This is a genomic window from Rhodococcus sp. UNC23MFCrub1.1 (genome assembly GCF_000686025.1).
Lineage (GTDB): Bacteria > Actinomycetota > Actinomycetes > Mycobacteriales > Mycobacteriaceae > Rhodococcoides.
In genome coordinates, this window is sequence record NZ_JMLQ01000004.1 from 241,934 (window position 1) to 257,455 (window position 15,522).

Annotated in this window: 13 protein-coding genes and 1 pseudogene; 5 read left to right on the forward strand and 9 right to left on the reverse strand. The window is 69.9% G+C overall.

Going from position 1 to position 15,522, the window contains the following annotated elements; translation table 11 throughout:
- Window positions 1–4: 4 nt before the first annotated feature.
- The 5 genes and pseudogenes from BR07_RS24335 to ectA all read right to left on the reverse strand — a co-directional run.
- Window positions 5–1,183 carry an MFS transporter gene (locus tag BR07_RS24335; RefSeq protein WP_051613340.1) on the reverse strand — a complete coding sequence of 393 codons (1,179 nt, stop codon included), beginning with the start codon at window positions 1,181–1,183 and terminating at the stop codon, window positions 5–7.
- A complete protein-coding gene (locus BR07_RS0112100) occupies window positions 1,180–1,959 on the reverse strand; it encodes a Sir2 family NAD-dependent protein deacetylase (protein ID WP_027505673.1) in 780 nt (259 codons plus the stop codon). The genes BR07_RS24335 and BR07_RS0112100 overlap by 4 nt, the downstream gene beginning before the upstream one ends.
- Before the next feature lie 136 nt (window positions 1,960–2,095).
- Window positions 2,096–2,494 carry an ectoine synthase gene (locus BR07_RS0112105; RefSeq protein ID WP_027505674.1) on the reverse strand — a complete coding sequence of 133 codons (399 nt, stop codon included), beginning with the start codon at window positions 2,492–2,494 and terminating at the stop codon, window positions 2,096–2,098.
- A 43-nt stretch (window positions 2,495–2,537) separates the two neighbouring features.
- A complete protein-coding gene (ectB, locus tag BR07_RS0112110) occupies window positions 2,538–3,815 on the reverse strand; it encodes a diaminobutyrate--2-oxoglutarate transaminase (RefSeq protein ID WP_027505675.1) in 1,278 nt (425 codons plus the stop codon).
- A gap of 60 nt (window positions 3,816–3,875) precedes the next feature.
- Window positions 3,876–4,379, reverse strand: a pseudogene (gene ectA, locus BR07_RS27605) (diaminobutyrate acetyltransferase); the annotation flags it as partial.
- A gap of 320 nt (window positions 4,380–4,699) precedes the next feature.
- On the opposite strand from ectA, the gene BR07_RS26265 reads away from it, so the two are divergent.
- Together BR07_RS26265 and BR07_RS24345 are read left to right on the forward strand one after the other, a co-directional pair.
- Window positions 4,700–6,241, forward strand: coding sequence for a hypothetical protein (locus BR07_RS26265; protein WP_197027783.1), 1,542 nt, complete (start codon window positions 4,700–4,702; stop codon window positions 6,239–6,241).
- A gap of 66 nt (window positions 6,242–6,307) precedes the next feature.
- Window positions 6,308–6,952, forward strand: a complete 645-nt coding sequence (locus tag BR07_RS24345) for an SDR family oxidoreductase (RefSeq protein WP_051613342.1) — start codon at window positions 6,308–6,310, stop codon at window positions 6,950–6,952.
- On the opposite strand, the gene BR07_RS0112125 is transcribed toward BR07_RS24345, so the two are convergent.
- The 4 genes from BR07_RS0112125 to BR07_RS0112140 all read right to left on the reverse strand — a co-directional run bounded on the left by BR07_RS0112125 (window position 6,935) and on the right by BR07_RS0112140 (window position 12,525).
- On the reverse strand, window positions 6,935–8,683 hold the full coding sequence (locus BR07_RS0112125; RefSeq protein ID WP_027505676.1) for an ABC transporter ATP-binding protein: 1,749 nt from the start codon (window positions 8,681–8,683) through the stop codon (window positions 6,935–6,937). The genes BR07_RS24345 and BR07_RS0112125 overlap by 18 nt on opposite strands.
- A gap of 100 nt (window positions 8,684–8,783) precedes the next feature.
- Window positions 8,784–10,871: a RecQ family ATP-dependent DNA helicase gene (locus BR07_RS0112130; protein ID WP_027505677.1), complete on the reverse strand. Its 2,088-nt coding sequence runs from the start codon at window positions 10,869–10,871 to the stop codon at window positions 8,784–8,786.
- Window positions 10,868–11,761, reverse strand: a complete 894-nt coding sequence (locus tag BR07_RS0112135; protein WP_027505678.1) for a PfkB family carbohydrate kinase — start codon at window positions 11,759–11,761, stop codon at window positions 10,868–10,870. The genes BR07_RS0112130 and BR07_RS0112135 overlap by 4 nt, the downstream gene beginning before the upstream one ends.
- An 11-nt stretch (window positions 11,762–11,772) precedes the next feature.
- Window positions 11,773–12,525, reverse strand: coding sequence for an aspartate/glutamate racemase family protein (locus tag BR07_RS0112140; RefSeq protein ID WP_027505679.1), 753 nt, complete (start codon window positions 12,523–12,525; stop codon window positions 11,773–11,775).
- Window positions 12,526–12,664: 139 nt separating this feature from the next.
- Between BR07_RS0112140 and BR07_RS0112145 the strand changes: the two genes are divergently transcribed.
- The 3 genes from BR07_RS0112145 to allB are packed head-to-tail and all read left to right on the forward strand — an operon-like array spanning window position 12,665 to window position 15,489.
- A complete protein-coding gene (locus BR07_RS0112145; protein WP_027505680.1) occupies window positions 12,665–13,078 on the forward strand; it encodes an allophanate hydrolase-related protein in 414 nt (137 codons plus the stop codon).
- A gap of 3 nt (window positions 13,079–13,081) precedes the next feature.
- On the forward strand, window positions 13,082–14,143 hold the full coding sequence (gene alc / locus BR07_RS0112150; protein WP_027505681.1) for an allantoicase: 1,062 nt from the start codon (window positions 13,082–13,084) through the stop codon (window positions 14,141–14,143).
- Complete coding sequence (allB, locus tag BR07_RS0112155; RefSeq protein ID WP_027505682.1) at window positions 14,140–15,489, forward strand: allantoinase AllB; 1,350 nt, start codon at window positions 14,140–14,142, stop codon at window positions 15,487–15,489. The genes alc and allB overlap by 4 nt, the downstream gene beginning before the upstream one ends.
- Window positions 15,490–15,522 lie beyond the last annotated feature (33 nt).

The following is a 15,522-nucleotide window of genomic DNA, read 5'->3' on the forward strand; positions in this document are numbered from 1 at the left end:
CCGGTCAGGCCGGAGCCGAGGCGGCGAGCACGCGCCGGAGTGCGAGGGCCAGCAGCGCCACCGCGACACCGGCCGCGACCATCGACCACAACGCCCAGCCGAAGCCGGTCAGCTCCGCGAGAGAGCCGAACGCGACGGGTGCCAGCAGCACCCCGATCCGGGCGATCAGCGACACCACTGTGAGGGCCGTGCCCGCGGTGATGCCGGGGAGTCGTCCGGCCAACCCGAACGCAGCCGGAAAGATCGGTGCCGCACCGAATCCCGCGACGGCGAACATCACCGGGGCGATCACGGGCGAACTCACCACGGGTGCCGCCAGGAACGCGGCCGCGATGAGCAGTGCGCCGCCCATCAGCACGGCGTGGCGTCCGACGCGGTCCACCACGGCGTCACCGACGAGGCGTCCGACGAACATCGCGGACGAGAAGGCCACGACGGTGAGACCCGCCAGTCCCGGCCCGGCCCCGAGATCGGTGGAGTAGATCGCACCCCAGGACTGCGGCACGTCCTCGACCAGGGCGCACACCAACACGAGCCCTCCGAGCAACGCCAGGGCGCCGGAGAACACGCGCCGTGGCCCTCGGCCGGACGGTCGAGGGACGGTGTCGGGCACGGCGCGTCCGTCGGGAACCAGCGAGCGGTGAGCCACCAGCGCGAGCGCCAGCAGGACCCCACCGACGAGAGCGAAGTGGACGAGCACGGCGAGTCCGATCCCGGCCGCGGCGGCGCCCGTGAGGCCGCCGGTGACGGCCCCTGCGCTCCACGCCGCGTGGAATCGGTTGAGAAGCGAACGCCGCCGGTTCTTCTCGACGATCACCCCCTGCGCGTTCATCGCCACGTCCATGACGGCGTCGGCCCCGCCCAGGACGGCGAGAGCGAGTGCCAGTGCCCACCACGTCCCGGCGAGTGCCGGGAGTACGAACGCCAGGCACAGCACCGTCGCGGAGAGCAGGACGACTCGGTGACTGCCGAGCCGCCGGATACCGACGGCGGCCAGGGGAGTGGCGAGAAGGCCGCCGGTGCCGACTCCCGCGAGCGCCAGACCGAGCACCGACGCGTCGAGTTCGAGAGCATCGCGGATCGCAGGCAGGCGCGGCGCCCAGTTACCGAGCACCGCACCGTTGACGAAGAAGATCGCCGCGACGGCCCACGGGGCACCGCCGACGGTCCTGCCGTCCGTCACAGAAAGGACGCCAGGACCTCGGAGCAGCCGGCCTCGATCTTCTGGGCGGCGAACTCGTCCCCGCGGGTGCGTCCTCGGTTGACGATGAACACCGGGATGTCGTTCTTCCACGCGTGCCGGACGAAGCGCAGTCCGGACATGACGGTGAGCGAGGACCCCAGCACCACGAGCGAGCGCGCGGCGTCGACCATGTCGTAGGCGCTCCGGACGCGCGGCTTGGGCACGCTCTCACCGAAGTAGACGATGTCGGGTTTGAGGATGCCGCCGCACACCTCGCATCCGACCATGCGGAAGTGGGCGGTGCTCTCGATGATCGCGTCGGCGTCCGGGGCGATCTCGACGCCGTCGGCACCGACGACGGACTCGATGAAGCCGGGATTGGCAGCGGTCAGACGTTCGTCGAGAGCCACGCGGGAGACGAGGCGATCACAGTCGAGGCAACGGACCCGGCCGTACACACCGTGCAGGTCGATCACCGAGCGGGAGCCGGCCTTGGTGTGCAGCATGTCGACGTTCTGCGTGATGACGCCGGAGACGGTACCCACGCGCTCGAGCTCGGCGAGGGCGCGGTGCCCGGCGTTGGGGCGGGTGGCGTCCATGTGGCGCCAGCCGACGTGGTTGCGAGCCCAGTAGTGACGTCGGAAATCGTCGTCGCCGATGAACTGCTGGAACGTCATCGGGTTGCGCGGCGGAGAGTCCGGGCCCCGGTAGTCGGGAATTCCCGAGTCCGTGGACATCCCGGCACCGGTCAGCGCGACGACGCGGCCGTCGGCCATCGCGTCCTGTAGAGAGAGGGCGCTGCGCGGCGACCGATCGAGAGAGCGTGGGGAAACCGAGGTCACGTCTCCAGAGTAGGTCGCCGCGCGGGCTGGGGTGGAGCGGCGGGGTGGGATGTCCGGTCGGCCCGTGGCGTCAGGCAGGAACCTCGATCAACGGGTAGACGCCGTTCTCGTCGTGACGCTCGTTGCCGACGACGGGCGGGTTGAACACGCACAGCATCCGCATGCGGGTCCGCGTCTCCACCGTGTGACGCTCGTGCCCGTTCAGCAGGTACATCGATCCCGGACCCAGGTCGTACGTCTCACCGGTCTCGCGGTCGGTGAGCGTGCCCTCGCCCTCGATGAGCCAGACGGCCTCGACGTGGTTGGCGTAATGGAAGTTGTTGACGGTGTTCGGCTCGATGGTGGTCTCGTGGAACGAGAACCCGACCTTGTCACCGCCCAGGACGATCCGCTTGGACCGCCACTGGCCGTCCTCGCTCGCGATGTCGCGCTCGGTTCCGGTGATGGCCTCGGTGGTGCGAACGATCATGTGGTCCTCCTCGTGCTGTGCGGACGTGCGGAACGCGATTCGGTCAGGAGCAGACGGTCGCGGTGGCGTCGGCCAGGATGCCGAGGCCGTGATCGAGATCCTCCTCGGTGATGGTGAGCGGCGGAAGCAGCTTCACCACCTCGTCGGAGGGTCCGGACGTCTCGGCGAGCAGGCCCTTGTCGTAGGCGAGCGCGGTGACCTTCGACGCCTTCTCCGCGTCGTCGAACACGAGACCCTGGACCATGCCGCGACCGCGGGTGCTCAGACCCTCGAAGCGGGCCGAGAGATCGATGAACGCGTCCTGGATCCGCTCGCCCTTGGCCAGGATCGACGCCTCGAACGCGCCGTCGGCCCAGTAGTGGTCGAGCGCGGCCTTGCTGGTGACGAAGGCCGGGCTGTTGCCGCGGAACGTGCCGTTGTGCTCGCCGGGACCCCAGACGTCGAGTTCCGGGCGCATGAGCGTCAGTGCCATCGGCATGCCGTAGCCGCCGATCGACTTCGACAGCGTGACGATGTCCGGCACGATGCCGGCGTCCTCGAAGGAGAAGAACGGCCCGGTGCGGCCGACGCCCATCTGCACGTCGTCCACGATGAGCAGGATGTCGCGGCGCTTCAGCAGATCTGCGAGCCCGCGCAGCCACTCGGCACGGGCGACGTTGACGCCGCCCTCACCCTGGACCGTCTCGACGATGACGGCCGCGGGGCGGTTGATGCCGCTTCCCGAGTCGTCCAGCACTCGTTCCATCCACTGGAAGTCGTCCGTGGCACCGCCGAAGTAGTTGTCGAACGGCATCGGGGTCGCGTGGACCAGCGGGATGCCGGCGCCGGCGCGCTTCATGGAGTTGCCGGTGACGGACAGAGCGCCGAGCGTCATGCCGTGGAACGCGTTCGTGAAGTTGATGACCGAGGAACGGCCGGTGACCTTTCGCGCCAATTTGAGCGCGGCTTCCACGGTGTTCGTTCCGGTGGGTCCGGGGAATTGCACCTTGTAATCCAACCCGCGGGGCTCGAGAATGCGCGTGGTGAACGACTCGAGGAATTCACGCTTCGCGACGGTGGACATGTCGAGACCGTGCGTGATGCCGTCCCGCATGATGTAGTCGACCAGTGCCTGCTTGAGCACGGGATTGTTGTGGCCGTAATTGAGCGCACCGGCTCCGGCGAAGAAGTCGAGGTAGCGACGGCCGTTCTCGTCGGTGATCCACGAACCCTGCGCGGTGTCGAACACTGCGGGCCACTGTCGGCTGTAGCTGCGGACCTGCGACTCGCGGGCCTCGAAGATGTCGGTGGTGGTGTCGGTCGGGGTGATGCTGGTGGTCATCGAGGTCCTTCGGGTGTGGTCGTCGGAAGTGTCGGCGAGCGTGCCGTCGAACGGGCCGACCGTGTAGAGGTCCTCCGGCTCGTGGCTGTCGGGAAAGTCGTTCGCTGCGAACAGATCTCGTCGGGTGATGGTGGTGTCGCGTCGTCGCGCCAAAGATGTGAAGAGGGCGATCGACGCGTCGTTGTCGGGGCTGATGGTGGTCTCGAGGAGGCGTGCTCCGCGTGGGGTGGTGCGGTCGACGAGGCCCTGCAGCATGCGCACGGCCAGGCCGTGCCCGCGCTGGTCGGAGTCGACCGCCACCTGCCAGACGAACAGGGTGTCGTCGGCGTCGGGACGGATGTATCCGGTGACGAAGCCGACCGGACGGTCGTCGGCGTCCACTGCCACGATCGAGGTGTCGGAGAAATCGCGGCACCACAGCACGTACGAGTAACTGGAATTGACGTCCAGTACTCGGGAGTCCCTCGCGATCTCCCACAATCGCGTCCCGTCGGCCACGCGTGGTGGGCGGAACGAGAAATCGATGTCGTCGGTCGGGGCGGCTCTCTGTAACACTGGCGTCATATTGCAGACGAACGTAACAAGGCTGACCGGACATGTCAGGCGCCCTCGTCGTCAGGCACGAGAATGGCACGCCTATCGCCAGTACGTTCGCCCCTTGTGAGTGTGGTCACACGACGATGCGTTCGCCGGCGACTCGGGGGCCTGCCGCGGCCCGCGGGAGGCGCGGGAACCCTCGCAGCGGCACCGCGGCGTGGGGCTGCTGTGACCAGTGTGAACAGGGTGATCAAGACTGAATGGTCTCGACGACGGTGAAATAAATGGTCAGAGCCCGGCGAGGCACCCACCGTTCCCGTTCGGTGATGGCTAATGTCCGGCACACTATGACTCCCACGGTCAGACTTCCCCGGCCCGCCCGACTGCGAGGCGCCGCTGCACGTGTCGGTGCAGCCAGCTCGACCCCCGTCGCGATGGTGCTCGCCGTTCTGCTCCCCACCGTGGCGGCCGGAGTGTTCTGGGTCACGCAGACCGATCGCCCCGCCACCACCGGCACCGTTTCCGTCGCCGCCACTGCGGGCGGGTCGACGACGGACCCGCTCGGGTCGAGTCGTGCCGCCCTGACCAACACGGTCCTGCCGCTGCAGATCCTGAGTGGCGGTATGGCCGAGCTGTCCGACGGCAGCGTGGAGCTGGACGACGGCGCTCACCAGATGTCCGACGGCCTGCACCAGGCCCGCGACGGCTCGGCCGAACTAGCCGACGGCATGACCCAGCTCCGAGCCGGCCTCTGGCAGCTCGGTGACGGCTCGTCGCAGGTGAGCGGAGGAGTGGATCGCGTGGTGGGTGCGCTCACCGGCGTCGGAGCCGCGCAGGGCCAGATCGAACTGATCGTTCAGCAGACTCTCGACTCGCTCGCCGCGTCCACCGATCCGGGCGCCGCCGCGTCCGCGGATCAGCTGCGGCCGGTCCTCGACCTGCTGCGCACCCAGGGACTGAACGCCGGGGTGATGACCGACCTGCAGACGCTGCGCGACGGTGCGCGCACCGTGGCGTACCAACTCGACGACCCGTCCTCGGAGTTCGTCGACGGCATGGTGCGTGCCACCGACGGATCCGCGCAGCTGCGCGACGGCCTCGTCCTGCTCGACGACGGCGGGGTACGCCTCGTCGACGGCACCACGCGCCTGGTCGGGGGAGTCGGCCCGATGGAGACCATGTTCTCCACCCTGCGCACCAACGTGGAGAAAGCGTCCACCTCGCTGCCGGCAGCAGAGCGGATCGAACCCGACCCGGCCGGCGGCGGTACCTCGTACGTGGTGCGGTCCGCCTCGGACGCGTGGCCGTACCTCGCGGCGGCGTTCGCGCTCGTCGCAGCAGCGCTCGTCGGATTCTTCGTCCCGCGCGCCCGCGCCGCGGTCCTGGGGGCGGTGGCCACCGCGTCGACGATGGTGCTGGCCCTGACGTTCGCCGACACCGGCGCGAGTCTCTCGGGCTCGATGGTCTCGACCGTCCTGATCGGAGTCTGGGTCGCCGCGGTGGCCACTGCGGCGCGTGCACTGCGCACCGCACTCGGAGCCGTCCGTGCCGGAGTGGTGCTCGGGGTCCTCGGGCTCGTCCAGGTGGTGCTCGGCGGGTTGGTCCTGCGCGGGGTCGGTGGTCTGCCCGACACGGTCGGACTCTTCACCCCCCTCGGCCAACTGGTCCGGTCGTTGGAGAACGCCGCCGCGGGCGGAAGCATCGTCACCTCGCTCGTGTCGGTGATCGCCGCACTGGTCACGGTGGCTGTATCGGTGGCCGTCCTGGCCGCGCATCGCACGATCGACGACGCGGAACCGGTCGACCACGGCGCCGATGCGGCTGTCGAGAACGACGCCGACGAGGCCGACCGAACCGAGGACGACAGCGTCTCGTCCTCCGTACGCTAGGACCACCGGCCGGACGATCCCGCGGCAGGAATACCTGTCGGCGCCGGGTGGGCGGAGGAGCGTGACGTGCTGCTCGACGGAGCCAACGCACTGATCTACGGGGGCGGCGGTGTCGTCGGGAGCCGGCTGGCCGTCGCCCTGGCCCGCGACGGAGCGCGCGTGCACCTCGCGGGCCGCTCCCGGACGAAGATGCAGCACGTCGTCGACATCATCCGCGCGGACGGTGGCCACGCCGAGGCGGCCGTCATCGACGTGCTGGACGAGGTCGACGTCGACGAGTACGTGGACGTCGTCGCCGCCTGCTCCGGGAGCATCGACGTGTCGATCGACGTCATCATCCCTGGCCGGGCGTCGCGTTCGACCCACTCCGAAGCGTCGGCGCGTCGGCTCGATCGCACCGAGGTCGCGGATCTCGAACGTCCGGTCCTGGACGCGCTGCGTGCCCACTTCATCACCGCGCGGGCGGCCGCACGGCACATGGTGTGCCAGCACTCCGGTCTCATCCTCGTTCCGCGCTGCCTGCCGACCGCAGGCGACGCGGGGCTGGACGCGTCGTCGCTGGCCTCCGTCGTCATCGATCGGCTCGCCGCGCAACTTGCCGGCGACCTGGTCGGCACCGGGGTGCGCGTCACCGCCGTCGACACCGATCCGACGTCGGCCGACGAGACGGCCCGACGGCTGGTGGCCGCGGCGTCAGACGGCGATACGTAGCGCCTCGACGAGATCCCGGTACAGGGTGTCGGTGTCGAGCAGCTCGCGGTGCGTTCCCTTCGACCGGACACGTCCGCGCTCGAGCACGAAGATGGTGTCCGCGTCGATGACCGTCGACAGGCGGTGCGCGATGGTCACCACGGCACCGTGCACCGACAGGTCGCGGATGGCGTCGTGGATGGCGGCCTCGGTGATGCCGTCCACCTGCGCGGTGGCCTCGTCCAACAGCAGGATGTCCGGTGGGCGGACGATGGCACGGGCCAACGCGATGCGCTGACGCTCGCCGCCCGAGACCGCCGAGTCGCGCAACTCGGTGGCGAGACCGGCCGGCAACAGCTCGATCTTCTCGGCCAGCCGCACGCGTTCGAGTGCCGCCCACAGCTCGGCGTCGGTCGCGTCCGGGTGGGTGAGCCGGAGATTGTCGGCGATCGTGCCCGGCAGTGTGGGTGTGGCCTGCTCGACGTAGCCGATGCGCGCGCGGATCTGACTGTGGGACAAGGCCGAGTACGGGACACCGTTCAGGGCGAGTTCGCCGTCCCGCGGTTCGAGGAAGCGCAGGATCAACGAGAACAGCGTCGTCTTGCCGGCGCCCGACGGCCCGACGACGGCGGTGTGGCCGCGCGACGGAATGCTCATGTCGATCGCGTTCACCGCGGCGCCCTCGTCGCCGTACCCGGCCGTGACCCGAGTGAGGGTGAGCGCCGAGACCTCCGCGCTCGCCGGCAGGTCCGCGACCGCGGTGGGCGCCTCCTTCTCGAGGTCCATCACCTGCACCTCACGAATGCGGGCCGCGGCGGCGATGCCGCGCTGCAGCTGCGAGACGTAGAGCGTGAGCTGGGCGACCGGGCCCACCAACTGGAACGCGTAGAGCAGGAACGCGACCAGGCTGGAGACGGCCAGCGCTCCCGAGCTCACCCGATACGCGCCCACGCCGAGCACCGCGATGATGGTGAGCTGGATCCCGGAACCGGTGATGGTCCACGCCCAGGCTTCGAGACGCACTGCCCGGATACCGTAGGACGCCGAGACGCGGGCCTCCTCGATGACCAGCTCGCTCGAACGACTCTCCGCCCGACTGGCCTTGACCGTGCGAACGGCGCGCAACGCGCCCTCCAGGATGCCGCCGAGCCGACCCATCGCCTCCTGTGCATTGCGTTGAGCGCGAGCCACCTTCGGCATGAGGAACCCGGCGGCGACACCGATGAGACCGATGCCGAGCAGAGCCGTCCCGAGGAGGGGGAGGTCGAGGGTCGCCATGAGCACGATGACACCCACGATCGCGATGCTGCCGTTGACGATCTCGACCAGCGCCCAGGACGACGCCTCGCGGAGCAGCATCGTGTCGGACGTGACCCGCGTGAGCATCTCGCCCGCGGGACGAGCGGTGACCGCCGGGATGGTGGCGCCGAAGAACCGCCGCACCATCGATGATCGCGCCTCGAGCACGACGCGTTCGGCCATGGTTCCCAGGAGCAGGCGTTGAGCCAGACCCACGATGATCCCCACGACGAGGAGCCCGACCAACAGGACGATGGCCGACCGCGTGGCGCCCGGGACGTCGAAGGAGTCCAACAGTCGTTTGGTGACCAGCGGAGTGGCCAGGGACGACGCGGTGACCAGCAGACCGAGAAGCAGACCGAACCGGAACAACCGGCGATGCGGGCGGATGAAGGTCCAGAGGAGGCGGAGATTGGGGAGCCGACCAGGTGCATCGGGAGTAGCTGTCGTCACCTCGTCACACTAGTCGCGCGCCGACAGACACCCCTTCTGTCCATCCTCGGCCTACCTGCCCGTCCCCGGCCTACCCGACCACCCGCGGCCGGCCTCCGGCCTACCCGCGACCGATCAACGCGAACGGAAGCACCGCATCGGCCCCCGCCTGCCGGAGCGCCCGCGCCGCCACGGTGAGCGTCCACCCGGTGTCGGTGGAGAGATCGAGCAGCAGGACGGGTCCGCGATGCGCCGTCAGATCGGGTGCCTCGAAGGCGTCCACCAATGAGGCGACGCGGAACGCGGAGTTCGCGCCCGAGACGGGCCGGGCATCGGGCCGACGGTGCAGAACGCCCAGTGGCTCCAGCCTGCCGACCCTCGCCAGACGCTCCCCGAGGTCGTTCAACAGCGCCGGTCGGGAGTCGCTCTCCATGACCATCAGCCCGGTGGGCCGCTCGTCCCACGTCCACTCTGCGAGGACCTTGATGCACGCGGCCTCCAGCCCGTCGGGTGCCGGACCGTCCTCGCCGTCCGTCAGCGCGCGCAGGCGTGGTCCCCACACCGGGTCGGTGAGGCGGCCGAGGATGCGGCCGGTCTCCGGGCCGTCGCTGATCTTCCCCGACAGCTCGACGCCGACCTTCTTCAGTCCTGTCGGCCACTGCTTGCGGATGGCGAGGTCCAGCCCGGGTCGATCGAGACGCCGCCGGGTCGACTCCACGTGATCGGCCGACACGTCCGCGGAGAGGTGCTGCCCGGTGCAGTTGTCGCAGCGCCCGCACCGGTCCGCCTCCGCATCCCCGGTGAGGGACGGATCGTCGAGTTGCCGGCGCAGGAACGCCATCCGGCACTCGTCGGTGCTCTGGTACTCGATCATCGCGCGCTGCTCGGACAGCCGTGCCTCGTCGAGTCGTTCGTAGCGCTCCCGGTCGTAGTGCCAGTGTTCCCCGGTACCGAGCCAACCGCCCTTGACCCGCCGGACGGCGCCGTCGACGTCGAGGACCTTGAGCACCATCTCGAGCCGAGTGCGTCCGAGCTCGACGAGCGGTTCGAGAGCCTGGGTGGACTGGGCGCGCTCGGTGTCCAGCACCTCGAGCACCCGACGTACGACGTGTTCGCGAGGGAAGGCGACGGACGCGAAGTAGCTCCAGATCTCCCGGTCCTCCGGACCGGGCAGGAGGACGACGTCGGCGCGCTCGGTGGCGCGTCCCGCGCGGCCCACCTGCTGGTAGTAGGAGATGGGCGACGACGGTGCACCCACGTGCACGACGAACCCCAGATCGGGTTTGTCGAAACCCATGCCCAACGCCGAGGTCGCGACGAGCGCCTTGACACGGTTCTGCAGCAGATCCTGTTCCGCCGCTTCGCGTTCCGTCGGATCGGTCTGGCCGGTGTAGGCGGCCACCTCCATTCCTCGATCGCGCAGCAGCGCCGCGAGGTCGTTGGCTCCCGCGACCGTCAGCGAGTAGACGATGCCCGAGCCGGGCAGGGTCTCGAGATGGTCGGCGAGCCAGGCGATGCGCGCCGTCGGATCGGGGATGGTGACCACGGACAGGTGCAGCGACTCGCGCTGGAGACCGCCACGCAGGACGGTGGTGTCGGCCCCGCCGACACCGAGCTGTGCCGCGACGTCCTCGACCACCCGATCGTTCGCGGTGGCCGTGGTGGCGAGAACGGGGACCCCCTCGCGCAACTCGGCGATGAGCGACCTGATGCGGCGATAGTCCGGCCGGAAGTCGTGACCCCAGTCGGAGACGCAGTGCGCTTCGTCCACCACGACGAGCCCCGCGTCCGCGGAGAGCGAGGGCAGCACCTGATCGCGGAAGTCCGGATTGTTCAGCCGCTCCGGGCTCACCAGCAGCACATCCAGTTCACCGGCCGCGACGCGTGCGTGGACGTCGTCCCACTCGGTGACGTTGCCCGAGTTGATGGTGGCGGCGGTGACCCCGGCGCGCTCGGCCGCAGCGACCTGGTTGCGCATGAGCGCGAGCAGAGGCGACACGATGACGGTCGGTCCGAGCCCCTGCTCGCGCAACAGGCGTGCGGCGATGAAGTACACGGCCGACTTTCCCCACCCGGTGCGCTGCACGACGAGTGCGCGTCGATGATGGACGACGAGCGCCTCGATCGCCGTCCACTGGTCCTCACGGAGAACGGCATCGGGGCCGGCGAGGTCGGTCAGCAGCTCCTGTGCGCGCTCACGGGTACTCATGCGTCACGCGTCCCGGCGAGAGCCCGGTCGACCTCGGTGACGGTGGGAGCCGAGGACCCCGCGCCGTCGCGCGTGGTGGCCACGGCTCCTGCCGCACACGCGCGCCGAACCGCGGCGGCGGGGCCGTCGCGCCACGCGGCGGCCAGCGTGCCGGCGAAGACGTCGCCGGCGCCCGTGGTGTCGACGGCCTCGACGGCGGGCGAGGGATGGGCGGTGACGACGCCGTCGGCGCTGCGATGGCGGGCACCGTCGGCCCCCAGCGTGGTGACCACGTGCGGAATGCGGGCGAGTGCGTCGACCCCCAGGGCGTTCTCCTCGTCGCGGTTGACGATCGCGACGTCGACGAGAACCAGCAGATCGTCGGAGAGCGGTTGCACCGGTGACGGATTGAGGAACACGAGCGTGCCGTTGGCCCGCGCGTGTCGCGCCGCCGCGACGACCGTCGCGACGGGCGTCTCGAGTTGGCACAGCAGGACGTCGGCTTCGGCGACGGCAGCCAGTTCCTCCGCCGTGAGCTCGGTCAGGGTCTCGTTGGCACCGCCCACGACGACGATGGAGTTCTCCGCGGCGTCGTCGACCGTGATGACCGCGACGCCACTCGCGCCCTCGACCTCGCGCAGCAGCGACGCGTCGACCTCGGCCCCGACAAGGGTCTCGCGCAGTTCGAGCGCGAAGGTGTCGGAGCCGACTGCTCCGACGAAGACCACCTCGGCGCCGGCCCGAGCGGCGGCGACCGCCTGATTGGCGCCCTTGCCGCCGGGGGAGGTGCGGAACGCGCTGCCGAGGACCGTCTCACCCGGTGCGGGCAGCGTGGGGGTGCGGGCGACGAGGTCCATGTTGATGCTGCCGACGATGGTGATGCGGGGACGTGCGGTGTCAGGATCGGCCATGGTGCACGACACTAACGGGTGGTTCGGACACCCGAGCCGTCTCGACGAGCGGGCGGCCAGTCCACGAACGACTTGCTCCGCGGCGGCGCGAACGTGCGCACCTTGGACGTGCGGAGACCCTGCCGGACCAGCCCCTCGGCGACGGTGATCGCCGCGGTCACCCCGTCGACGACGGGAACGTCGACCCTGGCCCGCACGGCGGCGTCGAGACCGGACATTCCGCCGCACCCCAGGACGATCACCTCGGCTCGGTCGTCGCGCACCGCGCGCTCCGCCTCGTCGACGACGGCGCGCACCGCCGCGTCGGGATCACGGTCGAGGTCGAGCACCCCGAGGCCGCTGGCGCGGACCGACGCGCAGCGGGTGTGCAGGCCCGCGACGAGCAGTCGGTCCTCGATCAGCGGGACCGTGCGATCGAGGGTGGTCACCACCGAGTACGAACGCCCCAGGAACATCGCGGTGCTCGCCGCGGCCTCGGTGATGTCGACGACGGGAACGTCGAGCAGCTCCTGCAGGCCCTCGCGGCCGTGCTCGCCGTAGCCGGCCTGCACGACGGCGTCGAACGGTTCCGCGTACGCGCGGACGGTCTCCATGACCGCGACGGCGGCGAGGTACGACTCGTAGTTGCCCTCCACCGACTCGGCCCCGAACGCCGGCGTCAGCGCGACCACGGTGGTGCCCGGCGACGCGATCTCGCGGGCGCGCGCACCGATGGCCTCGGTCATGGATCGCGTCGTGTTGACGTTGACGACGAGGATGCGCACGGCAGCTCCGGAGTTCGACGGGAACGGGGTTCGGCGTCGCTCAGAGTAGACCCGCTCCGCAGGCCGGAAGATATATCGCGAACTCGGTTACGTTGGCAGCGCACGAGCGTGAACCGAACGAGAGGACCGGACCCACACCATGGCCGAACTGTTCTGCAACGGAGGCGCCATGCGTGGCGGCAACCTGCACCACAACGTCTCCAGTCACACCTTCCTCGGCTCGGTGCGGACGGCGCCGAACTACCGGTTCTTCGCGGTGCGCGACGAGTTCCCCGGCCTGCTGCTGACCGAGACCGGTGGCGCCTCCATCGCCGGTGAGCTGTACGACGTCCCGATGGAGAACATCCGCACCGACTTCCTGCCGGAGGAGCCCGTCGAACTCGAACTCTCGGTCATCGAGCTCGCCGACGGACGGTCGGTGATGGCCGTGGTGCTGCGACCGGGCCTGGTCGACTCGCTGTCCGCCGAGCTCACCGAGATCACGGATCTCGGTGGGTGGCGTGCCTACCGCGGGCTTCCCGATCCGGACGAGACCGTCTCTGCGGGAGCATGAGTCGTGTCCGCCGCTGCTGACTTCCTCCTCTTTCCCGATCTTGCCTCGCGCGCTCTGGGCGGGTCGGTGAGCGCCGCCAACGACGAGTTGTTCGCGCAGCGCGAGAACCTGATCAAGCCGACGGCGCCGTTCTTCGATCCGTCGGAGTTCGGCCACAAGGGCAAGGTGTACGACGGCTGGGAGACCCGCCGCCGACGCGACGACGGGCACGACTGGGCTCTCGTGCGGCTGGGTGCGGCGGGCATCGTGCACGGCGTCGTCGTGGACACCGCGTTCTTCCGCGGCAACTATCCGCCGTTCGTGTCGGTCGAGGCCGCGTCCGTCGAGGGCTACCCCTCGGCCGAGGAACTGTCGACGGTGCAGTGGCACACCATCGTCGAGAAGTCGCGGGCCGACGGCGACACGGCGAATCTGTATCCCGTGACCGACACCCGTCGCTGGACCCACGTCCGGTTGTCGATCTATCCGGACGGGGGAGTGGCGCGGTTGCGGGTGCACGGCGAGGTGGTGCCCGACCCGCGGTTCCTGACCGGAACGGTCGATCTGCTGGCGGCGGAACACGGTGGGCGGCTCGTGGAGTGCTCGGACGCGTTCTACGCGTCTCCGGCCAACATCATCCTGCCCGGCCGTGCCCGGAACATGGGTGAGGGGTGGGAGAACTCGCGTCGGCGAGGCGGCGGAAACGACCACGCGACGTTCGCTCTCGGTGTCGCCGGGGTGCCGCGGCACGTGGAGGTGGACACGTCGTACTACGTCGGCAACGCCCCGGGCTGGGTGCGACTGAGCACCGTCGACGATCGGGTCGCCGACGTCGCGGATCCGTCCGCGTGGGCCGAGGTCCTGCCGCGTACGGCGGTCCAGCCCGACACGCGGCACCTGTTCCTTCTCGACGGCGCCCCTGCCGCAACACATCTGCGCCTCGACGTCTACCCGGACGGGGGTCTGTCCCGGCTGCGGTTGTTCGGCGATCCGGACGAGCGTGGCCGCGTCGACGCGCGCGCCGCCTGGTGGGACGGGCTTCCCGCCGAACACCGCGCACTCCTCGCCGAGCAGGCCCCGGCATGAGCGCGTGGGATCTCGCGTTCCGCGCGCGCCGTGCGGTCGTGACCGCGGCCGACGGTTCCCGTACCGAGACGGCGTGCACGGTGGGGGTGCGGGACGGCCGCATCGTCGCCGTCGTGGGTCACGACGATCCCGTCGATGCGGACGTCGTCGTGGACCTGGCCGACGACGAGGTACTGCTCCCGGGTCTGGTGGACACCCACGTGCACGTGAACGAGCCCGGTCGCACCGAGTGGGAGGGTTTCGCGAGTGCGACGGCCGCCGCGGCCGCCGGGGGCATCACGACCCTGATCGACATGCCGCTCAACAGTATTCCGTCGACGGTCTCCACCGACGCACTCGACGTCAAACGAGCGGTGGCCGAGCCCGAGGCTCGCATCGACGTCGGCTTCTGGGGTGGCGCCGTACCCGGCAACGTCCCGGACCTGCGCGCGATGCACGAGGCCGGTGTCTTCGGCTTCAAGTGCTTCCTGCTGCACTCGGGTGTCGACGAGTTCCCGCCTCTCTCGCCCGACGAGCTCGAGGAGGCGATGCGGGAGATCGCCTCGTTCGACGGACTGCTGATCGTGCACGCCGAGGACGCGCAGATCATCGCCGACTCCGAGAACGCCGGCGGCCGGGACTACGCAGGTTTCCTGGCGTCGCGACCGCGCGCCGCGGAGAACACGGCCATCGCCGACGTGATCGCGGCGTCGCGGCGGACGGGATGCCGCGTCCACATCCTGCACCTGTCGAGTGCCGACGCCGTGCCGCTCGTGGCGGCGGCGAAGAAGGACGGTGTGCGGATCACTGCCGAGACCTGCCCGCACTACCTGTCGTTCGCGGCGGAGGAGATCGCGGACGGGGCGACCCAGTTCAAGTGCTGCCCGCCCATCAGGGAGGCCGACAACCGGGACGCGTTGTGGCAGGCGTTGTCCGACGGCGTGATCGACACGGTGGTCACCGATCACTCGCCGTGCACCACGGAGCTCAAGCGGTTCGACATCGGCGACTTCGGTGTCGCGTGGGGCGGCATCGCCTCGCTGCAGGTGTCCTTGGCCGCCGTGTGGTCCGAGGCCCGTCGGCGTGGGCACTCTCTCGCCGACGTCGTCGGGTGGATGTCCGCGGCGACGGCGGCTCAGGTCGGACTGGAGAGCAAGGGCGCGATCGCGGTGGGCAAGGACGCCGACCTGGCGGTGTTCGCACCGGACCAGGAGTTCGTGGTGCACGCGGAGGAACTGAGGCACAGGAATCCGGTGAGTGCGTACGACGACCGCACGGTGACGGGCTGTGTGCGCTCGACCTGGCTCGCCGGACGACGCATCGATTTCGACGGTCCACCGCAGGGAAGGCTGCTGACGCGCGGCTGATTGCAGATTGTTGACAATCGGACGATCGTCCTC